23 protein-coding genes are annotated in these 23,750 nt (G+C 65.5%); 6 read left to right on the top strand and 17 right to left on the bottom strand.

The annotated features are described in order from the left end of the window. Positions 1 to 127: 127 nt before the first annotated feature. From GS424_RS15570 to GS424_RS15555, 4 genes are all read right to left on the bottom strand, one after another. Positions 128 to 853 carry an anaerobic ribonucleoside-triphosphate reductase activating protein gene (locus GS424_RS15570; protein ID WP_160941365.1) on the bottom strand — a complete coding sequence of 242 codons (726 nt, stop codon included), beginning with the start codon at positions 851 to 853 and terminating at the stop codon, positions 128 to 130. 2 nt (positions 854 to 855) lie between these two features. Further along, positions 856 to 1,362 (bottom strand): pyridoxamine 5'-phosphate oxidase family protein, encoded by a 507-nt coding sequence (locus GS424_RS15565; RefSeq protein WP_160941364.1) that lies wholly within the window; start codon positions 1,360 to 1,362, stop codon positions 856 to 858. 147 nt (positions 1,363 to 1,509) lie between these two features. Next, on the bottom strand, positions 1,510 to 3,342 hold the full coding sequence (locus GS424_RS15560) for an FAD-dependent oxidoreductase (protein WP_160941363.1): 1,833 nt from the start codon (positions 3,340 to 3,342) through the stop codon (positions 1,510 to 1,512). A 113-nt stretch (positions 3,343 to 3,455) separates the two neighbouring features. Further along, positions 3,456 to 5,018, bottom strand: a complete 1,563-nt coding sequence (locus GS424_RS15555; RefSeq protein WP_160941362.1) for a helix-turn-helix transcriptional regulator — start codon at positions 5,016 to 5,018, stop codon at positions 3,456 to 3,458. 366 nt (positions 5,019 to 5,384) lie between these two features. Between GS424_RS15555 and GS424_RS15550 the strand changes: the two genes are divergently transcribed. The 3 genes from GS424_RS15550 (at position 5,385) to GS424_RS18085 (ending at position 8,748) form a co-directional block, all read left to right on the top strand. Beyond that, the gene (locus tag GS424_RS15550; RefSeq protein WP_160941361.1) at positions 5,385 to 7,820 is read left to right on the top strand and encodes a ribonucleoside triphosphate reductase; all 2,436 of its coding nucleotides are present in this window, start codon (positions 5,385 to 5,387) and stop codon (positions 7,818 to 7,820) included. A gap of 463 nt (positions 7,821 to 8,283) precedes the next feature. Further along, positions 8,284 to 8,436 carry a DUF1016 N-terminal domain-containing protein gene (locus tag GS424_RS18175; protein ID WP_244977578.1) on the top strand — a complete coding sequence of 51 codons (153 nt, stop codon included), beginning with the start codon at positions 8,284 to 8,286 and terminating at the stop codon, positions 8,434 to 8,436. 186 nt (positions 8,437 to 8,622) lie between these two features. Next, positions 8,623 to 8,748 carry a hypothetical protein gene (locus GS424_RS18085; RefSeq protein ID WP_280527510.1) on the top strand — a complete coding sequence of 42 codons (126 nt, stop codon included), beginning with the start codon at positions 8,623 to 8,625 and terminating at the stop codon, positions 8,746 to 8,748. A gap of 46 nt (positions 8,749 to 8,794) precedes the next feature. Here GS424_RS18085 and GS424_RS15540 read toward each other — a convergent pair whose 3' ends face one another. From GS424_RS15540 to GS424_RS15510, 7 genes are all read right to left on the bottom strand, one after another. Beyond that, positions 8,795 to 9,817 carry a hypothetical protein gene (locus GS424_RS15540; RefSeq protein ID WP_160941360.1) on the bottom strand — a complete coding sequence of 341 codons (1,023 nt, stop codon included), beginning with the start codon at positions 9,815 to 9,817 and terminating at the stop codon, positions 8,795 to 8,797. Continuing rightward, a complete protein-coding gene (locus GS424_RS15535; protein WP_244977577.1) occupies positions 9,768 to 10,331 on the bottom strand; it encodes an RNA polymerase sigma factor in 564 nt (187 codons plus the stop codon). The genes GS424_RS15540 and GS424_RS15535 overlap by 50 nt, the downstream gene beginning before the upstream one ends. Before the next feature lie 88 nt (positions 10,332 to 10,419). Beyond that, complete coding sequence (locus GS424_RS15530; protein WP_160941359.1) at positions 10,420 to 11,316, bottom strand: hypothetical protein; 897 nt, start codon at positions 11,314 to 11,316, stop codon at positions 10,420 to 10,422. 3 nt (positions 11,317 to 11,319) lie between these two features. After that, positions 11,320 to 11,895, bottom strand: coding sequence for an RNA polymerase sigma factor (locus GS424_RS15525; protein WP_160941358.1), 576 nt, complete (start codon positions 11,893 to 11,895; stop codon positions 11,320 to 11,322). A gap of 106 nt (positions 11,896 to 12,001) precedes the next feature. Beyond that, the gene (locus GS424_RS15520) at positions 12,002 to 13,786 is read right to left on the bottom strand and encodes a hypothetical protein (RefSeq protein ID WP_160941357.1); all 1,785 of its coding nucleotides are present in this window, start codon (positions 13,784 to 13,786) and stop codon (positions 12,002 to 12,004) included. After that, positions 13,779 to 14,369, bottom strand: a complete 591-nt coding sequence (locus tag GS424_RS15515) for an RNA polymerase sigma factor (protein WP_160941356.1) — start codon at positions 14,367 to 14,369, stop codon at positions 13,779 to 13,781. Before GS424_RS15515 ends, GS424_RS15520 begins: the two co-directional genes overlap by 8 nt. Before the next feature lie 72 nt (positions 14,370 to 14,441). Continuing rightward, positions 14,442 to 15,212 (bottom strand): EFR1 family ferrodoxin, encoded by a 771-nt coding sequence (locus tag GS424_RS15510; protein WP_160941355.1) that lies wholly within the window; start codon positions 15,210 to 15,212, stop codon positions 14,442 to 14,444. Between the two features lie 212 nt (positions 15,213 to 15,424). Between GS424_RS15510 and GS424_RS15505 the strand changes: the two genes are divergently transcribed. Then, positions 15,425 to 16,078: a TetR/AcrR family transcriptional regulator gene (locus GS424_RS15505; protein WP_160941354.1), complete on the top strand. Its 654-nt coding sequence runs from the start codon at positions 15,425 to 15,427 to the stop codon at positions 16,076 to 16,078. On the opposite strand, the gene GS424_RS15500 is transcribed toward GS424_RS15505, so the two are convergent. Both GS424_RS15500 and GS424_RS15495 read right to left on the bottom strand, forming a co-directional pair. Continuing rightward, the gene (locus GS424_RS15500; RefSeq protein WP_160941353.1) at positions 16,044 to 16,439 is read right to left on the bottom strand and encodes a hypothetical protein; all 396 of its coding nucleotides are present in this window, start codon (positions 16,437 to 16,439) and stop codon (positions 16,044 to 16,046) included. The genes GS424_RS15505 and GS424_RS15500 overlap by 35 nt on opposite strands. Before the next feature lie 133 nt (positions 16,440 to 16,572). Further along, complete coding sequence (locus GS424_RS15495; protein WP_160941352.1) at positions 16,573 to 16,998, bottom strand: TOBE domain-containing protein; 426 nt, start codon at positions 16,996 to 16,998, stop codon at positions 16,573 to 16,575. Positions 16,999 to 17,265: 267 nt separating this feature from the next. Here GS424_RS15495 and GS424_RS15490 point away from each other — a divergent pair, with 267 nt between their 5' ends. Together GS424_RS15490 and GS424_RS15485 are read left to right on the top strand one after the other, a co-directional pair. After that, positions 17,266 to 17,757, top strand: coding sequence for an NYN domain-containing protein (locus GS424_RS15490; protein ID WP_160941351.1), 492 nt, complete (start codon positions 17,266 to 17,268; stop codon positions 17,755 to 17,757). 13 nt (positions 17,758 to 17,770) lie between these two features. After that, positions 17,771 to 18,715 carry a substrate-binding domain-containing protein gene (locus GS424_RS15485; RefSeq protein WP_160941350.1) on the top strand — a complete coding sequence of 315 codons (945 nt, stop codon included), beginning with the start codon at positions 17,771 to 17,773 and terminating at the stop codon, positions 18,713 to 18,715. A gap of 34 nt (positions 18,716 to 18,749) precedes the next feature. Here the strand turns inward: GS424_RS15485 and GS424_RS15480 are convergent, their stop codons facing one another. Genes GS424_RS15480 through GS424_RS15465 form a run of 4 tightly spaced genes read right to left on the bottom strand, consistent with a single transcriptional unit; the run spans position 18,750 to position 23,571 of the window. After that, positions 18,750 to 19,646, bottom strand: coding sequence for a dimethyl sulfoxide reductase anchor subunit family protein (locus GS424_RS15480; RefSeq protein WP_160941349.1), 897 nt, complete (start codon positions 19,644 to 19,646; stop codon positions 18,750 to 18,752). A 33-nt stretch (positions 19,647 to 19,679) separates the two neighbouring features. Then, a complete protein-coding gene (locus tag GS424_RS15475) occupies positions 19,680 to 20,528 on the bottom strand; it encodes a dimethyl sulfoxide reductase anchor subunit family protein (protein WP_160941348.1) in 849 nt (282 codons plus the stop codon). Between the two features lies 1 nt (position 20,529). Then, positions 20,530 to 21,147, bottom strand: a complete 618-nt coding sequence (locus tag GS424_RS15470) for a DMSO/selenate family reductase complex B subunit (protein WP_160941347.1) — start codon at positions 21,145 to 21,147, stop codon at positions 20,530 to 20,532. Positions 21,148 to 21,150: 3 nt separating this feature from the next. Next, entirely contained in the window at positions 21,151 to 23,571 is a 2,421-nt protein-coding gene (locus GS424_RS15465; RefSeq protein ID WP_160941346.1) for a DMSO/selenate family reductase complex A subunit, read from the bottom strand. Positions 23,572 to 23,750 lie beyond the last annotated feature (179 nt).

Here is a 23,750-nt window from a genome sequence, read left to right as displayed (position 1 = left end):
GCGGGGCGCCGGCGAATCGCCGGTCATGATGCCGCTTTGAAAAAGGGTTGAAGCTCGCCGGTAACGTGGCGAAGCGGTCGCCGTCGTGCGGTGCCGCGCCGCGCTAGTCCGCGTCCGCGACGACGCGCTAGTCCACGCCGCGCAGCTGGGCGCCCGGCACCACGGCTTGCAGCTCGGGCAGCAGGGCGCGCAGGTCGTCGGGATCCCAGGCGTGGAAGCGGCCGGTGCCGCCCAGCACGCTTTCCGCGTCGATGAAGCTTTGCAGGTGCCACGCCCGCACGCCCTGCACCCACGCGGCCAGCGCGCGCAGGTCGTCGGCGGTGTGCAGCTCGCGCACCACGGTGGTGCGCACCTCGTAGGGCAGGTCGCCGGCGCGCAGGAAGTCGAGGGACGCCTGCACCGGCGCGAGATCGAACGCGGGCACGCCGACGGTTTCGGCGTACCGCTCCGGCGCGTTCTTCACGTCCATGGCCACGCAGTCCACGAGGCCGGCCTCCACGAGGGCGCGCAGGCGGTCGGGGAAACTGCCGTTCGTGTCGAGCTTCACCGCGAATCCCCGCTCGTGCACGCGGGCGCAGAAGTCCTCGATGCCGGGCTGCAGCAGCGGTTCGCCGCCCGTGACGCACACGCCGTCGAGCAGCCCCTGGCGCTTGTCCAAAAACGCGAAGAACTCGTCGAGCGAGACGGCGTCGGCGCTTGCGGCCGTGGTCGCCTCGTGCGCCGCGCCGCCCGTCACCAAGTCGGCGTTGTGGCAGAACGGGCAGCGGAAGTTGCAGCCCGGCGTGAACACCGTGGCCGCGGTCTTGCCCGGGTAGTCGAGCAACGTGAGCTTCTGCAAGCCGGCGATGCGCACGGTTACGCCCCCTCGTCCGCGCGGCGGGGGCCCGAGCGCGCCTTGCCGCTGAGCTCGTCGATGTCGATGGCCCACACGGCAGTGTGCGGCCCTTCCAGCTCCATCGCACGCCCGATGCCGTGCTTCGCTTCGGGCACGTACTTCATGCACAGGTTCACCAGCGCGTGCTTGAACTCGCCCACGTCGGACACCTCGCGGATGCGGCCGAACGCCATGACCGACTGGAAGCTCGTGGTGAAATCGCCGTCCTCGAAGAACGCTCCGACGCCCGTTACCGCGGTCGCGCACACGCGGTTGTCGCGTCGGAAGTCCGCCGCCTTGTGGCCGCCTTCGTTCGTGGCGTGGAAGTACAGCGCCTCGCCCGTGCGCACGAAGGAGAGCGGCACGCCGTAGGGCATGCCGTCGTCGTCCACGGTGGACACGGTGACGAACTCCGCGGCGTCGAGCACGGTCAGCGCCTCGTCGCGCGACATCGCCCGCTCAGCGCGGCGCAGGGGAAAATGGGTCATGGCAGCTCCTTCGGATGCGAAACCTACAGTGCGTTCGGCCTCCCATCATAGGATGTTGCATCCGTCCACGCAACGTGCCGTTTGGACGAAGGCCCCGGAATACGACGTCTTCCAGGGCCTTCGCTTCTTCGCATGCTGCCGCGTTCGCTACGCTTTGGCGTGTGCGGCAGCGTTTTTGCCGGCGAGGTAGCCGCCGTGAGTGCACAGGGCGATGGCCATGGCACCGGGATAGTAGTCGCCCCAGTATTCGCGACTGCTCGATATTCCCGCTGCGTACAAGCCGGGGATAGGCTGGCCGTCCGCTCGGATTACCTCGAAGTCGCCGTTGGTTTTCACCCCTCCGGCAATGGCGCGGATGATGCTATAGGCGAGCACCCCGTAGTAAGGGCCTTCCTTCATGGGCGTCAAGAAGCTCGCCTCCTTGCCGAACGCGGTGTCCTCGCCGCTTTCGCACAGTGCGTTGTACGCGTCCAACTGGGAGGCCAGTGTGCTCGCATCGACCTCGATCAGCTTCGCCAGCTCTTCGATCGTGTCGGCTTTGTATGCCCGTATCTTGCTGTCACCTTTCTCGGTTTTTAACAGGAGCTCGTCCATGACCCATACCTTGCGGGCCACGGCTTCGTCCATGATGGCCCAGCCGGCGCAGGGACGGTCGGGGTCCATGAAGTACTGATGCTGCACATGGTTGTTGGGGGCGTCTTCGCGTACCTTGCGCTCGCCGTGGTAATCGACCAGCATGCACTCGAAGGGGAACTGGTCGAACGGTTGGCCGCACACGGGTTTGTTCTCGGGCTCGAACGCAAGGCTGCCGCTCATGGGCTGCTGCGATTCGTACACGGCGGCTCCGGCTTCGATGGCCAGTTCCATGCACGTTCCCGTGTTTCCCGCACCCGTCGAGGTGATGTCGTGGATGGATTCGGGGGAGTACGTTTTCACCATCTCGGGGTTGCGCCCGTAGTCCCCGCTGCACAGCACCACCGAGGAGGCGCGGTAGGTCTTCACGCCGCGCGGCGTTTCGCACACCACGCCCGCCATCGCATCCCCCTCGAGGATGAACTTGGTCACCCCGGTGTTCATGAACACGTCGACGCCGTTCGCGGCGCAGGCTGCTTCGAGACCGCGCATCAGCGCCTCTCCGCCCTTGGCCAACGGCTCCTTCGAGCCGAGGCGGATGGGGATGTTGTTGCGCAGCATGCCGGTGGAGGCGGTGGGCATGAGGTTGCCGTTCAGCCCCACGGAGTATTCGAAGCCGACATCCACGAGGAACTCCATGACCTCGGGGCTTGCCTCGCACAGGTCGCGCACGCGTTCGACCGTGGGATACTCGCACGTGGTGACGGCGTTTTCTATCCATTTGGCGTACATTGCCTCGACGTCGTCGGGGGTTGGGGCGATGTACGTGATGCCGCTCGAGAAGACGGCCGTGCCAAGCACCCCCTGCTTTTCCACGAGGGCGACGTGCGCGCCTTCCCGCGCGGCCTCGATGGCGGTGCACAGTCCCGCCAGCCCTGCGCCCACCACCACGACGTCGTACGAGAATTCCTCGTCCTGCACTTCGACGGGGATCTTCACCTTGCGCATGGCGTCGGCGTCGCCACCTGCCTGAGAAACGCAATCAGCGATGGCGTCGATGACCGCGTAGCTGGTCAAAGTGGCTCCGGACACCACGTCGACGCCGAGCGATTGAGTGTCGATCACGTTCGCCGGGATGGTCGCGTACACTTCCTCGCAGATGCCCACGCTTTGGTTCTCGTCGAGGATCTCGATGTCGATGATGGACGACTCGTCGAAGGTGGTCGACAGGTAGACGTAGCCCGCCATGCCCTGTGCGGCCGCCCGATACGTTCCCGGCTTGAAGCCCGATTGCTCCGCAGCGGCCTCCTGGGTGCATCCTGTTGCGACTCCCATGAAGCCGGCTGCGGCGGCGATGCCGGCGATTCCGGACATCCCCACGAAATTCCTCCGAGTAATGGTGCTCATAGGTACCCCTCTCTCCTTTGATCGTGTTATCGAGGCGGGGTCCACGTTAGCGTGGATGATGGTCATCACCGCAATGGATGAATTCAAGAAAACGACTGGATGATCGGCCTTTTTCAGACGGTCCAATCGGCGAACGCCTGATGCAGCTGCTCCTTGGAATGTACGTCGACCTTGCGGTAGACGGCGTTCACGTGGGTGCGCACGGTACCTTCGGACAATCCGAGGAGCCGTTCGATCTGCCCTCGCGTGCAGCCGTCGAGCAGAAGCGCGAGGACCTCCTCCTCGCGTGCGGAGACGCCGTGGGCGGAAGCGAAGCTGTGGAGCGTTCTCGATGGGAGCGCGACGCTGTCGTCCGAATCGTCGGATTCGCGATGGGCTCGACGTTCGGCTGCACCGAAAGAACCGACGGAGCCGATGGAGGGCAGGGCGATGGCGATCACCGTCACGCATAGCAGCACGTACACGATGCCGAGCACGAGGTCTTCTTCCCCGATGCCGAACGAGGCCGTTCCGGAAAACAGTAGAGAGCCCGCGACGTTGAACAGGCAGGCGATGCCGTTGATCCTGAAAGGCGGGATGCGCAGCTGACGCACGCATTCCATGAACGTGATCCATATGATCGCCCGGCAGAACAGCTGGCAGCCCATGGTGATGGCCGCCACCGTGGGGTCGCCGTCCGGCGCGGTTCCCAGATGCGAGGCGGTCATCTGCAGTCCGGCAAGCACCACCACGAGCGCGAGGGCGCATTTCACCTGGCTGGGAAGGCGGCGCGGTACAACGAAGATGAGCAGGGTGAGCGTCGCAACGATCAGACAGACGAGCGGAAGCGAGCCGTCGATTTGCGCGAGGTACCCTTCGTGCAAAAGCCCCCAAGGGCCGATGCTGCTCAGCGACCTGAGCGATGACGCGAGCACCATCGCGAACGAAAGCTGCAAGAGCATGAGCGCGGTTCCGAAAAAATTGCGTGCGTCGTAGGCTCTCGGCATTCCGCCGTCTTGCGGACGTGATGCGATCGCGCTCTCAGCCTCGTTGTCGTCTTCGGTTTTCGCCTTCGCGCCGTCGCGAGCTGCCAAGCGCTCGGAGGCGAACAGGCACAGGCCGCTGGCTGCGGGAGCGATGGTGCACGCGATCAGCTGGACATCGAGCGAGCCGTAGAAGCTCAATGCGCTTGACACGGCGCACTCGCCAACGATGCCGACCATGGTGGCCAAGGCCGCCCATCGAGAGGGGAGCTCGTGAATCAACCTGATGAACAGGGGCACCGAAAGGAGGAGAAACCCAATGCCTGCTGCAAAAGCGCCGAGCGGCAGCAGGGTTGTGGAGCTCAGCAGTGCCGTATCCGCCGTTCCTTGGCGCGCCGAAAGGGCTATGATCAGAACGAGCGGGGACAAGCCGATGCCGACCAGAAGCCCTATGGCTCCTTGACGACGTTCGAGGGGGCGGGCGAGAACCACGAACAGCAGGGCGCTGGCGAGTCGTCCCCCTACGTACCAGTCGCTGAGCGTCGTGCCGTATTCGCCGCTTGGGTCGGGTAGGAGAAGCGCACTGTATCCGAAGAGGTTGCTCCATATTCCGACAAGCATGATGCCACAGACGAGGAGAGCTACCCGAACGCACGTATGATGACGGCGGAGCGAAGCGTCCGCCATGTTGTCCGAATGGTCTGTCTGATTCATGGTGCCGGTCCCCTGACGAGATGCGATCTCTCCGCTCGCCATTCTAGCATAGTCCGTTGCGTGCAGAGCAGCCCTTGCCGCTCGCCGAATGGTTCGACGCGGAGCGTCTGCAAAACGGTCCGCGCGGTGCTTTGTTCTAAACGCGCAGGTCGCTTTTCGTAGAGCGCCGTCGAGCGCCCGCGCAAAACCCCAGATGGCAAAACCTACCATATATAGTTGTGCTTTGTGGTTGTATCTTCAACATGTGGGTGACAGTCATTGACTGACCCCCACGACGCTGGTAGGGTGTGGTCTACCGCAAACGAGGCGCGGCCCAACTGCCCGAGGCCGCATAAACGAAGCGAATCCACAGCAAAAGGAGCGAGCATGTACGAGGTTCAGAAGCGCGACGGCAAGATCGCGGAATTCGATATCGCAAAGATTTCGAGCGCCATCGCCAAGGCGTTCGACGCGTTGGAGAAGCAGTACCATCCTTCTACGATCGACCTGCTGGCCCTCAACGTGACCGCGCATTTCGAACCCCGCATCAAGGACGGCATCGTCAGCGTCGAGGACGTGCAGGACAGCGTGGAGGAGGTGCTTTCCACAGCCGGGTACGCCGACGTGGCGAAGTCCTACATCCTGTACCGCAAGCAGCGCGAGAAGGTGCGTAACGCCAACGCGACGCTGCTCGACTACAAGGATCTCGTGGACCAGTACGTCAAGGTGGAGGACTGGCGCGTGAAGGAGAACTCCACGGTCACGTACTCCGTCGGCGGCCTGATCCTCTCGAACTCGGGCGCCATCACGGCGAACTACTGGCTCAGCGAGATCTACGACGACGAGGTGGCGAAGGCTCACCGCAACGCCGACATCCACCTGCACGACCTGTCCATGCTGACGGGCTACTGCGCAGGGTGGTCGCTCAAGCAGCTCATCCAGGAAGGCCTCGGCGGCGTGCCGGGCAAGATCACGTCGAAGCCGGCCAGCCACCTGTCCAGCCTGTGCAACCAGATGGTGAACTTCCTCGGCATCATGCAGAACGAGTGGGCCGGCGCCCAGGCGTTCTCGAGCTTCGACACCTACCTCGCGCCCTTCGTGAAGGTCGACGACCTGTCCTACGAGGAGACGAAGCAGTGCGTCGAGTCGTTCGTGTTCGGCGTCAACACGCCGTCGCGCTGGGGCACGCAGGCACCGTTCAGCAACATCACGCTCGACTGGGTGTGCCCGGCCGACCTGCGCGATCAGCCGGCCATCGTGGGCGGCAAGGAGATGGACTTCACCTACGGCGACTGCAAGGCCGAGATGGACATGGTGAACAAGGCGTTCATCGAGATCATGATCGAAGGCGACGCGAACGGCCGCGGCTTCCAGTACCCCATCCCCACCTACTCCATCACGAAGGACTTCGATTGGAGCGAGACGGAGAACAACAAGCTGCTGTTCGAGATGACCAGCAAGTACGGCACCCCGTACTTCTCGAACTACATCAACTCCGACATGGAGCCGTCCGACGTGCGCTCCATGTGTTGCCGCCTGCGCCTCGACCTGCGCGAGCTGCGCAAGAAGTCGGGCGGGTTCTTCGGCTCGGGCGAGTCCACGGGCTCCATCGGCGTGGTCACCATCAACATGCCGCGCCTGGCCTACCTCGCCACCGACGAGACCGACTTCTACCGTCGCCTCGACCATCTCATGGACGTCTCCGCGCGCTCGCTGCACACGAAGCGCGAAGTGGTCACGCGCCTGCTCGACGCGGGCCTGTACCCGTACACGAAGCGCTATCTGGGCACGTTCGAGAACCACTTCTCCACGATCGGCCTGGTGGGCATGAACGAAGCGTGCCTGAACGCCCAGTGGCTGCGCGCCGACATGACGCAGGAGCCGGCGCAGGCGTTCACGAAGGACGTGCTCAACCACATGCGCGCCCGCCTGGCCGACTACCAGGAGCAGTACGGCGATCTGTACAACCTCGAGGCCACGCCGGCCGAGAGCACCACGTACCGCTTCGCCAAGCACGACAAGGAGCAGTTCCCCCAGATCATCACGGCCAACGAGCAGGGCAAGCCGTACTACACGAACTCGTCGCACCTGCCGGTGGGCTTCACCGACGACGTCTTCAGCGCGCTCGACGTGCAGGACGGGCTGCAGACGCTGTACACGTCCGGCACCGTGTTCCACGCGTTCCTGGGCGAGAAGCTGCCCGACTGGAAGGCGGCCGCCACGCTCGTGCGCAAGATCGCCGAGAACTACAAGCTGCCGTATTACACCATGTCGCCCACGTACTCCGTGTGCAAGAACCACGGCTACATCGCCGGCGAGGTGTACGAGTGCCCGTGCTGCCACGAGGAGACCGAGGTGTACTCGCGCATCACCGGCTACTACCGTCCGGTGAAGAACTGGAACGACGGCAAGTCGCAGGAGTTCGCCGACCGCGTTGAGTACGACCTGGGGCATTCGCATTTGACGCGCGAAGGCTCCGTGGCCGTGACGGCCGCGGCCGAGACCGCCGGACAAGCGGGCTCGCACGTGACGGTTCCCGTCGCGGAACCCGCCCCCGACCACAGCACGCTTCCCGCGGGCCTCTACCTCGTCGCCACGCGCACGTGCCCGAACTGCAAGTTCGCCGCGGCCGAGATGGATGCCGCCGGCATTCCCTACGAGGAGCTGCTGGCCGAGGAGAACGTGGAGCTCGCTCAGCGCTACCGCATCATGCAGGCGCCGACGCTGCTGTCCGTGTCCGCCGACGGCTCCGTGGACGTCATCCCGGGTGCTTCGGCCGTGTTCCAGCGCATCAATGCGATGAAAGCGCAGGTGACCGCCTAACCACTGGCTTCGGCCGGTTTGAAACCGGGGCGCACCCGTCACCACACTCGCGAACGAGCCACCAGCACACCAGCAGCAAGCGCCCAGCAATCTCCGGGGCCGGATCGAAAGATCCGGCCCTTTTTTCGGTGTGCGGGAGTTACGTTTTTGAAGAGGGCCCGGTCTGCCCTTCAACGATTTCGGGTGGCTGCGACACGAGCTAGAGAGACTTGGGCGGCCGCGGGACCGCTCCCGAGCGAAGTTCCCGAGTTATGCACCCTTGTGTCATCGAAAGCTCCCGAAAAGCGCCCGGTTCCCGAGTTATGCACCCTCGCGATGCCCCATGTGCGACGCCTTGCTCGCACGGATGACTTCCGACCTGGGGTTATTCTAAACTTTCGCGCGCAAGGCACTCGATGGAGGGCGATTGGATCTGCCATGAGGGTGCATAACTCAAGAACCGGACAGCTGTGGCGACGATGCGATGGTCGGGGCGTATTGGGAGATCGGCCGCCAGATCGTGGAAGCGCAGGGAGATCGCGCCGAGTACGGCAAGCACCTGATGGAGTACCTGTCCGAGCGGCTGACGACGGAATTCGGGAAGGGGTTCACCGAGCGTGCTCTTCGGCACATGTGAGCTGGTCCCACTATCGCCTGCTCATACGTGTGGAGGACGAGAGAAAGCGCTTGTTCTATATGCGCGAAGCCGTCGATCAGCGGTGGACCGTGCGCAGCCGTGCGTCAAGAGGTGAAGCAGCTTGAGCCGACTACCGAAGCCGATGGGCTGCTCAAAGACCTCCTTTGTGCAACGAAGGACGCCACCGTGGCCAAGTACTCCGCGTTGGCCGACAAGAAGGGACTGTTCGCGTCGCGCTACATGCTTTGCCTGCCAACCGAGGAGGAGCTGGCGCGAGCCCTCGAGCCTACGAACGCCCTGTTCCTCGAGTGAAGTCGATGGGGAGGGCGCGTCTCGCTCGGCGCACCCTCCCCGCAGCTTATCCCTCGACGACCTCGGTGATGGTGTAGAGCTTGGGTTCCTCGAGGCCCTCGGTCGTTCCCTGCTCTTCGAAGAGTGCACGCTGGGTATCGAGGTACGCGCGATACGTCTCTTCGAAGCCGTCGACCGGCGCGATGACGTACGATTTCGATTGCGTGCTTCCATCGGCAAAGGTGGCGGTCAGCTTGAGCTGCGATTGCGAAAGCGCCTGCGACGCGTCGGCTGCTTCGGCGGCAAAGGCCGCGTTCATCGAAGCCAGGTACTCGTCTCCTTCGCTGCGCACAAGCTGCTCCATGAGAGTTTGCGTTTCCGTGCGCATAGTGAAGGGTACGAGGAGGTGGCAGCTGATGAGGTTTTCGCGCAGGTCCTGGCTCTCGTAGTCAACGGTGAACGTGCTTTCGTCGTTGATGGTGTACCCGTTCTCGACCGCGGGATCGTCGTCGCCGTATACGCCGTGAGCGCGAAGGAACTCCTCTTCGTCGTACGACTCGAAATAGGCATCGTTGCCTGAGATCTCGTACGTGATCGACTGGATGTTCTCGCCGGTGCACGTGACGTCGAATATGAAGGCGTATACGTGTCGGCCATCTGCGTACTCCTCGCCGGTGAGCAGGTTTATCTGCCCCATTGAGCTGCCCGGGCTGAACCTCCCAAGGCTCACCTCGACCGTTTTCCCCGGCTCGGCTTCGGGGTTCTCCGCCGCATAAGCGGCGAGCGTGAAGAAGTTGCCGTTGGGATTGTCCGGCGAGACGAGGGGAGCGTCGGATTGCTCGGGAGCGGGTTTCATGGCGATGCTGCCGACGATGCCGATGCCTGCAGCGAGCGCGAGCGCGCATGCGCCTGCCGCAACGAAGCGATGCATGGTGTGCGGCCGTTGCGGGGCGTGTCGTGAGGCGGTCCTCCGCGAAGTCGAGCCGCTTTCTGCTCGTCGCGTTTCTTGCATAACGGTGTCTCGGACGTGATCGGGCAGGTCAACGTTGTTCATCAGGGAACGGTACTCGTGCATATTCGCATGTTTCACGTGCGGCCTCCTGTTCCAGATCGAGTTTGAGCCGTTTCCGCGCACGGTGCAGCCGCGTGCGCACGGTGGCAGGATTGCAGCTGAGCAATCGTGCGATTTCCTCAAGGGGATAGCCCTCGAAGTAGTGCAGATGCACAATCAAACGCATGTCGGCGGGCAGGCGTGTAACCGCATCCCACACATCGCTCGTGACGAGGGCTTGGGCGGGCGCTTCAAGGTTGGCGAACGCGGGCGATGCGGCATCGGTCGCATCGACGTGCCGCTTCCATGCCGACCGATGCAGCGCGCGGCAACGATTGATCGTGACGCAGATGAGCCACGCTTTGAGATGCTCGTCATTGGTGAACGCGGTCGCGTCTTGAAGCAGGCTGATGAACACGTCTTGCGCCACATCGTCGGCGTCGAAAGGCGAGCGCGTCTGGTTGAGCGCGATGCGATACACAAGCGCGCCCCATCTTGTCAGGGCGTGTTCCATGAAGCGCTCGGATCGGGGATTGTTGTCGATGTTGGCCACCTCCTCATCTGTAATATGCGACAGATGAGGGAAACGTTCCCTCGCGATCGAACTTTTTCGGAAAAGACGCGATTCTGTCCAGCGTACGCTACTCCTCAACGATCTCGGTGATGGTGTAGGTTGTCGGGTCGTCGAGGTCGGAGGCGGCTATGACGTACACCTTCGTTTGCGACGAGCCGTCGGCGAACGTGACGGTCATGGTAAGCCGGGAAGCCGAGATCTCCTGCGCAGCACCCTTTTCGACGGCGGTGTCTAGCTGGCGGCTTGCTTCTTCCGAATGTCCCTCGGCTCGCAGTCTGCGGTACGCTTCGAGGCCGGAATCCGACAGAGGGAATCCGATGTAGAGTTCCACGATGCGCTCATCGTCGATCGATTCCTGGTGATCGTAGTCGAACGTCACGGACTTAGGGTAATGGTACGTATGGACGCCGTTTTCGTGCTGCTCAGCAGTGACGGTCTTGTCGATGATCTCGAAGTAGCTGCGCTCGCCCTCGATTTCGTACGTGATCGACTCGATGTTGCTTCCGGTGCAGTACACGGGGAAGTGGTACTTGTAGCCGGCCCACTCCCAGCTCCAGAACGTGTCGTCGGCGGGGTTGTACCACGGGCCGCTGAAACCGCCGCCGCCCGTGAATTCTTCCGTGTGGAGCGTCGCTGAGTTGCCCGATTCGGCGTTCGCATCGGTTTCGGGGTTCGCATCGGGTTCGATGGGTTCGGCTGCCTTGTCGTCGAGATTGCCGAAACCAACGGGCGAGTTGAGGGCGAGCGCAGTTGTTCCGAGGCCCACCACGAGTACGAGGCAGGCTGCTATCGCGAGAATCTTGATGCGGCTGCCCCTGAAAAGAGCCGGGCGCCCGCCGCTGCGACGCGCGCGTGCTTCGCCAAGGACGGCTTCCTTCAGCTGGTCAGAGGCGTGCGCATCGCGCATCATGGCGCGGTAATCGTCCATGGTCGGCCGATGGCCGGGTGTTCGGTTTTCGCCCATAGCTCAACTCCTTTCCGGTTCGGTTCGGGCTGATATGGCTGCGTCCTTCTCGTTTTGCAGCGTGGTTCTCAGTTGCTGGCGGGCTCGGTGGAGGCGGGTCCGCACGGTGCTGGGTTGGCACTCCACGATGGCCGCGATCTCTTCGGTGGCGTAGCCTTCGACGTAGAACAGGTGCACCACGGCGCGCAGGTCGGGCGGCAGCGCGCCGACCACCTCCCAGATGTCGGCGCGGAACGCGTCGGGCGCGGCGACTTCGACGTGCTGTCGCTCGAAGCCCTCGGTGCGACGGTTCCAAACCGAACGTGTCAGGTCGCGGCAGCGGTTGATGGTCACGCGCAGCAGCCACGCCTTCAGATGCTCGTCGTTTTCGAATGCGGTGTCGTTCTCCAGCAGGCGCATGAACACGTCTTGGAACACGTCGTCGGCGTCGCTCGGCGAGCCGGTCTGCGCAAGCGCGACGCGCAGCACGGTATCGCCCCAGGCGCCCATGGCGCGGCGGAGGAACGCGTCCGAGCGCAGCGGTTTCGAGCTGCCGCGCGCGACGGCGCGGTTCGTGTGTCGTTGGAACGGTAAGCGCATGCATTCACCTCTCTGGTACCAATACGGGTGGGAAAGGGGGATTGTTCCGGAGAGGAGGAAAAAATCCCCGCGGCGCTGGGAGGGGGTGGGCGCCGCGGGGTTTCCGTTAAGGCAGTTCGAGGCTGCCGATACGGTAGGTGGCGGTGGTGCGACCGCCGTAAGAGGTGTTGCGGTAGTGGTACGAGAACGTGGGGTCGGCCAGCTCGTCGACGGCGACAACGTGCAGCACCGTGAACGTCTTCGTCTCGCCGGGCTGGATCGGCATGAAGAACGAGCTCCCGTTCCAGCTGTTCGTCGGATGCTCGATGCCGCTTGCCCACAGCGGCCAAGAAGACTTGCTTTGAGCGAAGAACTGCTCGCCGTCCAGCTCCTTGATGGTGCCGAACCAGCCCTGTGCCGTATCCGCGTACAGCAGCTTGTCCGAGGTGTTCTTTACCGTAACGTCGATGGTCGCGTACGCGAATCCCTCGCTGATGGAACCGTCCTCCTCGATATGCAACTCGCCGAAGGGCGCCTGGTGGAGCGACGCGAGATCGGCCGCCGTTACCCCCTCGGGAAGCTGCGTGCTGGCGGTACCGTTCGTGCAGGTCAGCAAGCCTTCGGTTGACCCGCTCGATGCCTGCTGATCGTCGGTCACGTTGGTGGGAAACCGCACGTCGATCGTCTCGCCCAGGCGCAGCGGGTTCTTGCACACCACCCAGCTGTCCTCGGGCGTGACCTCCTCCTCGGGCTCCGCGGGCGCCTCTTCCACCGAGGGCTCGGCGGCCGGCTCGGTGAGCGGGCGATCGAGGCTGGGCAGCTGCTCGTCCGCGAACGGGAAGGGCTCGCAGGTTTCCTCGACCACGGTGCCGTACAGGGTGTGGATCCAGGTGAATCCCTCGTTGCGCTTGTTGAGCATCTCCTGCACGCCGCCCTCGAACGGGTCGACGATCTGCGGGATCAGCTCAAGCTCGGGCGTGGCATTCGTTTCAGACGGCACGAGCTTCGCCTTCACGTCGGCGGCGGTCAGCTCGATGGTCTTCGTGGCGTGGGTGCCGTCCGCCTTCTCGATGGTGATGGTGAGCGTGGCGCCGTCGAGCGTGTCGATGTAATCCTGGTAGCCGGTGACCACGCCGGCATCCTCGTTCGTCCACAGTCCGAAGCAGTAATCGGACAGCCGCGAGCCCGCTTCGTCGGTGACGGGCAGATCGATGGTGCTGCCCAGTCGCTGATAGCACTTCACGCCGACGCTTTCGCTGTCGGGCTGCTCGCCCTCGGTGGGGGAGCTGATCGGCTGCACCAGGTCGTACGCGCTGAAGAACGCCCCTTCGCCGATGAGCGTCGTGTTCCATTCGAGCGCCTCGGCCCAGCGATCGGGGCTGGTGCCCGACGTGAACTCGTCGTAGGTGTAGCGGTACAGCTCGCCCTTGTCGATGTGCGCCTGCACGCGCACGATGTCGGTGCCTTCGATGCGGAACATGCAGCCGGTGTACACGCCCTCGTCGGCGTAGCGGTCGTCCGGCGGCACGCGGAACAGGATGTCGGCCTCGAACAGGATGCGCCCGTCCTCGCCCATGGCCAGCAGCGAGTTGCCCGACGCCCCGTAGGCGTTGATGGCGAATCCGAGCGGCTGGCCGTGCTTGGCGAAGTGGGGCAGCGCCAGCGACAGTCCCACGATGGATGCGAGCAGCAGCAGGCACGCCGCTATCGCGAAGCCCCTGAATCGGTGCCGCTTGACGGAGAACGTCGCAGGTGCAGGGCCTGTTTCGGCGGCTTGATGGCGCGGTCCGGTCGGTCTGGTTTGCTCGCTCTGCTGGCGCTCGATGCGATCGAGGACGGCGCGCGAGAGGTCGCGCGGCGCGTGGGCCCTGTTCATCAAAGCGGCGTATCGGGTCAAAGGGTCGTCAGTCATGGGGCACCTCCTTTCGGGGGTCGCAGGGGTCGGCCGCGATGAGCGGAAGGGTCGCAGCAAGCGTGCTCTCCCGCTCCTTCCGACCCGTCAACAGGTCTTTCACCCGCGCGCGGGCGCGTGACAGCCAGGTGCGCACGGTGGCGGGCTGGCTGTTCAGCATGCGGGCTATCTCGTCGGTGGTGTAGCCTTCGACGTAGTGCAGGTGCACGGACGAGCGCAGGTTGTCGGGCAGCTGGCCCACCGCGTCCCACACGTCGGCGTCGGCGGGGTCGCGCACGAGTTCGGCAACGTCGTCGCGCACGGGGTCGAACGCGACGGTGCGGCGGTTCCAATTCGATTTCGCCAGGTCGCGGCAGCGGTTGATGGTCACGCGTAGCAGCCACGCCTTCAGATGCTCGGTGCTCGTGAACTCGGTGGCGTCGCTGTACAGCCGCATGAACACGTCTTGGTACACGTCCTCGGCGTCGGCCTTCGAACGCGTTTGGCCCAGCGCCAGGCGATACACGGCATCGCCCCAATCGGCCATGGCGCGCGCCATGAACGCCTCGCTGCGGCGCGGCTGCGCGCGGTTTTCTGCTGACATCGACTCACCCCCTTGCTCAAGCATACGAGCCAGGGGGCGCAATTGTTTCAGAGAGTTTCGAGTTTGCGGGTTTTACGCCAGAATTTCGCCGGGATGCACCCACTGTCCGTGCTTTTTCGTGTTCGGCCCGTGCTGGATGGCGAACGTGGGGCAGCGATGCAGGCACGCGAGGCACTGCGCGCACGTGTCCGCCGTCCATACGGGCGCGCCGTCCTCCATGCGGATGGCGCCCACGGGGCAGTTCCGGGCGCACGCGCCGCAGCCGACGCAAGCGGGTTCCACGAAGAACGGCGCGGTGGATCGACGGGCGCGCCAATGCGCGTGCATGAGCGAGCCGACGAGGGGCGGCCCCGTGCGGATGCGATGCGCGCCCGTCTCCCGAGCGCGCACGCGCGCGGCGATGTCGTCGATGCGCGCGTCGGCCTCGCGCGTGATGCGCAGGTTGCGCTCCCCGTCCGACACGTCGAACAGGGGCGTCCAGGTGTCCACCATGCGCACGCCGAACGCGGCGGCCAACGGGATGCCCCGGTCGCGCAGCGCATCGGCGGTCATGGCGCGCGTCGTGCCGCTGAAGTTGCCGAACGTGGCCACGAGGTAGGCGTACGGGCTTGCGCCGCCGCTTGCGCGGAGGTCGAGGGCGTCGAAGAAATCGGTCATGAGGGTGGGCAGCCCCATGAAGTACGTGGGCGTGACGAAGCCGACGGCCTCGCCCTCCGCAAGCTCGAACGACGCGCCCCCGGCTTCCCGGCACGCGAGGATCGAAACGGCGCGGTCGTCGAGCGCGTCGGCGAGGCGGCGCGCCACGTGCTGACTGTTTCCGGTGGCTGAATAGTAGAAGATCATCGGTTCCTCCCGCATCGCGCAGCATGCGTGCGCCTGTGCATCTGTCAAATTCTGGACACTTGTCAATTGCTGGAATCAACCATAGAATGAGCGGCGGGACAGCGCAAGAGACGGCTTCGCCCGCTCTGTCAAACGTTGGACGAATCGCGCGATTCTGCCCAGGATGGAGGCGGCTGCACCCAGAAGCGCAAACGTCGAAAGGAAGGCCGGCGATGAAGTACGACGTGTCGAAAAAACCCACGCGCGGGGCGCAACGCACGCTCGACGCCTTCTCGGGGTCGCTGCTGGCCCTGCTGGCCGAGCAGCCGTTCGAGCAGGTGACGGTCAACGAGCTGTGCCAGCGCGCCGGGTATCCGCGCGCGACGTTCTACAACTACTTCGACGACAAGTACGACCTGCTGGATTACGGCTGGATGCGCATCGGCGCGCATCTGCGGTTGGACGAAGCCTCGTCGATGGACGCGGAGGAGGGGCTGCGCACGTGCTTCGACCGCGCGTACGACCTGTGCGTCGCCCATCTCGACGCCGTCAAGCGCACGCTCGCCCACAATGCCGGCTCGGGCTATCTGCTGAACCACCTGCGCGGCATCATGCAAACCGAGATCCGCGCGCTGCTGCGCGCGTGCCCCGAACGCGTGGCGAGCCGCATCCCCTACGAGCTGATCGCCGATCATTACGGCAACACGCTGTTCCTCGTGCTGGAATGGAGCCTGCTGGGCGAGCGCCGCTGCACGAAGGCGCAGGCGTACGAGTACCTGCGCTACCTCCTCGCCGGGGTGCTGCACGACGTTCCGCAAGGGGGGACGCAGGGTGGGACGGAGGACGGCGACGCTACAGCCGACCTGCCACCGCGTGCGCGACGATGAACGCGAGAGCCGCGACGAACAACCCGTTGTGCCAGGTGGAAGCATGGGCGAGCTTCGAGCGAAGCGGCGGCATCATGCAGGCGCCCGACGCGACCAGCAGGGCCAGCGCCGCCCAGCCGAACGCGTAGGCAAGCGGGTTGGCACCCGACGCGTAAACCGTCGCGCACGCGCCGTGGACGATCACGGCCGCCACGAGGATCATCGACAGCGTCCGGTGGCGCGCGCGGCGTTTGTCCGATGGGGGCGCGGATCGCGCCGCCCGCTTCTCGCGGGCGGATCGCACCCATGACACGACCATGGCGACGACGAGGGCCAGCGCGACGAGGGCGCTCACGATTTCAGCGATAAGAACGAGGATCACAACATGCTCGCTTTCTTTGTTAGCCTTGGATAACAAAGAAGCATGGTAGCGGAACGCGCCGCATAACGCAAAAGGCCGCGTCCAGGACGCGGCCTTGCGAGGTGCAAAAAACCGGGGAGGGGAGAGCGGGAGGTTACTCGACGCCCACGATGACGTCGGTGGACTTCACGATAGCCAGGGCGGCGGCACCCTCGGCCAGGCCCAGGTCCTCGATGGCCTCGTTCGTGATGGAGCCCATGATGCGCGCGCCCTCGGCGGTCTCGATGGCCACGTGGCCGTTCACGGCGCCCTTCTTCACGGACACGATGGTTCCGGCGATCTGGTTGCGAGCCGAGATGCCCTGGATGCGCTCGGAGCCGGCGGCGAACATCACGTTGCTGGCCTTGATGATGGCGACGGCGTCGATGCCCTCTTTGAGGCCCAGGTCGTTGATGGCTTCCATGGTGATGTCGGCCTTCACCGTGGTGGAGCCCAGGTCGATGGAGACGACGCCGTTGACGGCGCCCTCGGCGACGGCGGACACGGTACCCTTGAGCTGGTTGCGAGCGGAAATCTTCATAGCAGGTTCCTTTCGTTGGGGGCTTCCGTCCTGTCCGGAGCCCGTTCGGTATGGTTGCAGTATCGCGGGTTCGGACGCGGTGCGGAAGAGGTCCGCGGAAAATGACTCCGGTTCGTGCATTCTCGTTCACGCTCGTGCATTCTCGTGCACGAAACCGTGCGAACCCGTGGAGGAGCCATGAAGCTTGTGCGTTGCGCCGCGCCCGATAGGGTTTATACTGAGTCGAAGATTATGTGTGCATGAGGACGATTTCGAGGATGGACGACCGTGCGGTATCTCGTGGACGGCTACAACGTGACGAAGCGCGATCCCGCGACGAGCGGGCTCTCGATCGCCGAGCAGCGCGACGCGCTCGAGCGGCGTCTGCGCGCCACGGCTGCGCGCGTGCTGGGTTCGTCATCGTACACGATCGTGTGGGACGCCGCCGGCGGCGAGGGCGTGGTGCGTCCGGCCGGCGACAAGGTGGCGTACACGCGCCTGCCCACGGCCGACGACGCCATCGTCGAGCGCGTGCGCCGCGCGTCCGAGCACATCGGCGTGGTGACGTCCGACCGCGAGCTGGCCGAGCGATGCCGGGCCGTCGCGCTGCATGGGATCGACGTGCTTCCCTCGGAGCGCCTGTTCGCCGGCGCCTCCGCGCCCGCGAAGTCGAAAGGCGGCCGTGGAAAGCGGAAGCCGATGCCGCGCGACGTGGGCATTCCGGCGAACGCGAACGAGATCAACCGCGAGTTGAAGAAGCTGTGGGGCATCGAAGACTGACGGAGGGGGCGGCATGCGCAACGACGACGCGTTGACAGCGGACGAGGTGGCCGGCTTGCTGCAGGTGAGCCGCAGCTCGGTCTACAAGCTGGTGAAGGCCGACGAGCTGGCGTCGTACCACGTCGGCCGCAAGATGCGCTTCACGATGGGCGACGTGGAGAACTACATCGCGCGCTCGAAGCGCGCGAAGGCCGCCGCGGTGACGGCCGCCGCCCTGCCGCGCGCAGCCGTGTCGGCCCCGGCCCCGCAGCCGGCTCCCGCCTCGTTCGTGCTGGCCGGCAACGACATCGTGGGCGACATCCTGGCGAACTACCTGGGAGCCACGAACACTGCGGTGGACCGCATCTACGAGGGCAGCTACAACGCGCTGGTCGACCTGTACCGCGGGGCGGCCCACGCGGCGCTCACGCACCTGTACGACGGCGAGACCGACTCGTACAACGTCGCCGCGGTGAAGCGGCTGCTGCCGGGCGTGCCGCTGAAGGTGGTGCGCCTCGTGCGCCGCCGCCAGGGGCTCATCGTGGCGAAGGGCAATCCGAAGAACCTGCGCACCTGGGACGACCTGCTGCGACCGGGTGTGCGCCTCGTGAACCGCGAGTGCGGGTGCGGGTCGCGCATCCTGCTGGACGAGCAGCTGGCGCGCCGCGGCGTTTCGGGGGCGGCCATCGAGGGCTATGAACGCGAGGCGAACTCGGCGCTGTCGATGGCCTCGTTCGTCGCCCGGGGCGCGGCCGATGCGGGCATCGGCGCCGAGCGCGTGTTCCGCCAGGTGGAGGGCGTGGATTTCCTCCCGCTGCAAGACGAGTGGCTCGACATCGTGCTGGTGAAGCGTCCCGGCTGCGAGCGCGCCGCCGACGCCATCGCGAAGCTGGCCCGCACGCGCCCCTTCCGCGAGGAGATCGGCTCCATCGTGGGCTACGACGCTTCGAGCATGGGAGACGTGGTGTTCGAGCGATAGCAAGTCGCAGGGTGGGCGCAAAACGAGGCGCCTCCTACACTCCCAGCGTCATATGCAGCGCGTAGAACGTGAAGCGCACGGCGAAGCATGCGGCCAGCGCCAGCACCGCGCTCGTCGCCGTCAGCGCCAGGCGCGCCATGCGCGCGCGTTGCGCGGCGGCGAAGGGGTCGTCGCCCGCGCCGATGGCGCGCCGCAGCGCTCCCGCGCCGCCCAGCGCGATGGCAATCGCCTCGCACGCGACGTACGCGCCGATGACCAGCGGCATCGCCGGCACCAGGTCGACGGCGCGCGTGGTGGTGGTCACGATGCCGGGCAGCTCCTGCCACTGCATCCCCAGCACCACGGCGTTTCCTGCAGCGGCAAGCGCGGCCAGCGCCAGCAGCGCCGCGGTCATGCGCCCGCTCGGCTCCTGGCGCGCCAGCAGCAACCCGAACAGCCCTACCAAAGGCCCGCTCGACAGCGCGTTCAGCCACAGCGTCAGCGGGGCGGTGGGCAGGTTCCACGTGGGAACGGAGGGCACCGAGTACGCCACGGCGATGTACCCCACGAACACGAAGCCCGCCACCGCGGTGGCGGCCAGCCACGCGACGCGGAAAGAGCGTCGCAGGTCGTCGCGGAACGACAGGATCCAGTACACGCCGCCCAGCGCCAGGAACGCCACGGCGGCCACCACCTCGTTCGACAGGGGCGAGCGGCCGATGCCGGTGATCACGTACAGCGCGTTCGCGGGCGTTCCCAGATGGGTGGCCGACGCGATGAGCCCCGAGATGGCCAGCACGAGCGGTACCACGAGGTAGCGGCTGATGGCGCCGGCGCGCTCTTCATCGCGGGCCAATACGATGGCGAGCGCCATGGTGAGGTATCCCATGACGCCCGCCGGAGCGATGGTGGTGAACAGCACGAGAGTGATCTCGTTGAGCGCCGTCTCCATGCCGCTGCTGCCCCTTTCCGTTGCCGCGCCCGTTTACAGCGCGATGCCCATGTACAAGCCGTAGAACCCGATGCGCGCCACGAAGATGCCCACGGCGACGACGACGCACGCCGCCACCAGGAGCGTCGGCGCGAGCCTCCGCTTCGCCGCGCTGTACGTCAGCGCGGAGGCGAGGATGCCGCATGCCGCGAACGCGCCCAGCAGCACCCAGATGGCCGGCACCAGCTCGGCGGCCGACGACCAGATGTTGCGGATGGCGTCGAGCCCCGCGATCTGCACGCCGAAGCCCACCGTGCCCACCGCCACGCCGGCCAGCGTCAGCGCGAGCGCCACGGCTCCCGCACCCTTCGGTAAGCTCACCTGGGCAAAGCCCACGGTGCAGAAGCCCAGCACCGTGCCGCCCGCCAGCATATAGCCTTCCATCTGCACGATGGACAAGGGCGTGTTCCACGTGGGGATAGTGTACATCATGTAGGCCAGCCCGCAGAAGGCGGCGAACACCACGGCCAGCACCACGAGCGCGGCCAGCAGCCCCTTGCGCACGGACGGCGACAGCTTTCCGGCCAGCGCCAGCACCCAGTACACCACGGCCAGCGCGGCGAACGCCACGCCGACGAGGATCTCGTTCGACAGCGGGGACGAGCCGACGCCCGTAAACACGCCGAAGGCGTTGAGGGGGCTCGCGAGGTGCATGAACGCGCCGAGGAAGCCCACGGCCAGCACGACGAGCGGAAGGGCCGTCCAGCGATCGAGGCGCTTCGCAGCCGCGTCGTCGGGCGCGCCGACGAAGAACGCGTATGCCAGCGCGATGAACGCTCCGGCGCCCATCGGCGCCAGGGTGGTGAACACCGCCAGCGCGGTGTGCTCGAATCCGGTTCCCATGTTACTTCACCTCCGCGGCGTTGGCGACGACGCACGACGTGGAGCCGCACGGCTGCGACGAGGCGCAGGCTTTGATGAGGAAGTTCGGCGTGGTCACGCTGGGGTCGGGCAGCGGCGCCACGGCGGCCAGCTCGCCGTCGCTCGGCAGGCTGTCCATCGGGCCGAACGACAGGGCGCGCATGGAGCACGCCTCCACGCACACGGGCTGCTTTCCCGCGGCCACGCGCTCGGCGCAGCCGTCGCACTTCACGCTGTGGCCCTTGTCGCGGTCGACATGCGGGTTGCCGTAGGGGCAGGCCAGCTCGCAGTAGCCGCAGCCGATGCAGCGGCGCGTGTCAACCGACACGATGCCGTTGTCGTCCTTGTGCATGGCGCCGGTGGGGCACACGTGCGTGCAGGCCGGGTTCGCGCAGTGGCTGCACGCGAACGAGGTGTAATACGAGTAGGAATCCGTGGTCCAGGTGCCGTCGGCCGCCTGGTTCCACGAGCCGCCTTCCAGCTCGTACACGTGCCGGTACGACAGCTCGAGCGGCAGGTCATGGTAATCGCGGCACGCGGCCTCGCACGTTTTGCAGCCCGTGCAGCGCGTCGCGTCGAAGTAAAATCCGTACTGCGTCATGGCTTACCCCTCCACCTTCTCGATCGTGCCGATCACGCTGTGCTGGCCCGTGCCCTTCGACACCGGGGCGCAATGGCGGCTGGTCAACGTGTTGCTGCATCCGCCGTGGTCCACGCGGTCGCCCTGCATGTCGGCATCGTGCCACGCGCCCTGCGGGTACATGATGACGCCGGGGATCACGCGGTTCGTCACCTTCGCCGTGGTGCGGATCTCGCCCTGCGCGCTCACGAGGCGCACGGGATCGAGGTCGGCGATGCCCTGGCGCTCGGCGTCGATCGGGTTGATCCACGCCTGGAACGGCGACAGCTTGTGCAGCACCTCGTTGGCGGCGTACGTCGAGTGCGTCGTGCCCTTGTGGTGGAAGTCCACGATCTGGAACGGGAACTCGTCGGTGGTGGCGTCGGGTCCGTCGAAGCCCGGATAGTACACGGGGATGGGCGAGATCACGTCGCCGTCCTGCACCGTCCACGTTTCGGCCATCTCGGCAAGCTCGGGGGAGTAGATCTGGATCTTGCCCGTGGCGGTTTTCAGCGGGTTCGCCTCGGGGTCGAGGATGAACTTGTCCACGTCGGTGGAGGGCTCGATGTCGTAGGTGAACGCGCCCATCTTCACGCCCTCGTCGTACGGGGGCAGCTCGGGCTTGTCCTCGCGCAGCTCGTCGTAGAGCTTGCGGCACCAGTCCTCGCGCGTCATGCCGCCCTCGGAGTACTCGTCGTACACGCCCAGGCGCTTCGCCAGCTCGCCGCACACTTCGTACACTTCGCGGCGTTCGAACTTCGGCTCGTAGAGGGGCTGGCCGAAGCGGATGCCCTCCACGTCGTTGCTCTCGCCGGCGGCCGTCAAGCTGTACGTTTCCTGCGGGGTGAGGTCGGGCAGCACGATGTCGGCCCAGTTGCACGAGGCGGTCCACGCCACGTCGTATTGCAGGATGAACTCGCACAGGCTCTCGTCGCGCAGGATGTCGGTGGTGAAGTTGATGTCGGCGTTCTGGTTGGCCATCATGTTGTTGCCGTAGTTCACGAGGAACTTGATGCCCACCTTGAGGCCGTCGGCGTTCTGGATGCCGGCGTTCGTGGCGGTGAGCTTCGCCCCGTCGCGGATGGCTTCGGGCCACAGGAAGTTCGGGAACTTCGTCTTGACGGGGTTGTCTCCCGTGGGCAGCGAGCTCAGGCCGATGTCGTCGTTGCCGATGGTGCCGCCCGACGTGGTTCCGGGCTTGCCCACCTGGCCGACCAGCTGCGGCAGCACCATGATGGCGCGCGCGGCGTTGTCGCCGTTCGTGTGGCGTTGCGGCCCGAGGCCCTGGCAGATGTAGCACGGGTCGGACTCGGCGATCTCGTGCGCCAGCTTCACGATGCGCTCGGCCGGGACCTTCGTGATGGAAGCGGCCCACGCGGGCGTCTTCTCCACCTGATCGTAGCCGGTGCCCATGATGTAGTCGCGATACGACAGGTGCTTGCCGCGTGCGTCCTCGGGCATGCTCTCCTCGTCGAAGCCCACGCAGTACGTGTGCAGGAAGTCGAGGTCCACGAGGTTCTGCGAGATCAGCTCGTGCGCGATGCCCGCCACGAGCGCGGCGTCGGTGCCCGGCACGATGGGGATCCATTCGGCGCCCTGGTTCGTGCACGTCTCGTTGCGGCGCGGGTCGATGACGATGATGCGGGCGTTCTTCTTCTCGCGCACCACGTTCAAGTCGTACCCCGGGCCGTCGCCGGCCATGCGCATGTCGTTCGGGGCGAAGCCGAACAGCACCACCAGCTCGCCCTCCTGGATGGTCTTGAGCGAGCGGTTGCCCCACGACTTGCCGTAGGTGTACGGCACGGCGCCGAAGCTGATGGCGGCGCTCGAGTAGCTGCCGTAACGGGTGACTTCGCCGCCCAGCAGGTTGAACAGGCGGAAGAACGGGTTGTTCATCATGATGTTCTGCTCCACGCCCGAGCATTCCTGGATGAACACGCTCTCGTTGCCGTACTTCTCGGTGATGCGCTTGAACTCGCTGGCGATGGTGTCGAGCGCCTCGTCCCAGCTGATGCGCTCGTACTGGCCGTCGCCGCGCTTCGTTCCCTCAACGCGCTTCATGGGGTAGTTCAGGCGGTCGGCGCTGCCCAGCCACGGGCGGATCGAGCGTCCGCGCAGGCAGGCGCGCGCCTCCACGGCGCCGAACGACGCATCGCCGGTGTTGTCCGATTCCACGTACTTCAACTCGCCGTCCTGCACGTGGCACTGCAGCACGCAGGCCCCTCCGCAGTTGACGTGGCAGTGCGTCCATACGATGCTCTCGCCGTTGCCGCTCTCGTCGCCGTACGCCTGCGGCGTCGGCGCGTACAGCGTGCTCGCCGCGGTGCCGCAGGCGGCGAGCGCTCCCAGCGCTCCGGCCGATGCGACGAACGTGCGGCGGGTCAGCGTGGTGCGATCTGTAGACATGCAACCCCCTCCATTCTCGTTTCATGCGAGGCCTCCCAACGGTGGCGCGGCCTCTTCGTCTGCGGCAGACTATAGGTGCTCGCCGCTCGCGATGTTGTCACCAGAATGTTGTGATATTTGTATATTACCAGGTCAAAAGCATCACCCTGTCACCATGTTAGCTGGCGGCGTCCGACGCG

The sequence above is a fragment of the Eggerthella guodeyinii genome, from assembly GCF_009834925.2.
Lineage (GTDB): Bacteria > Actinomycetota > Coriobacteriia > Coriobacteriales > Eggerthellaceae > Eggerthella > Eggerthella guodeyinii.
The sequence above is the reverse complement of the archived record's forward strand: the minus strand, read 5'-3'. Positions and strand labels throughout refer to the sequence as shown.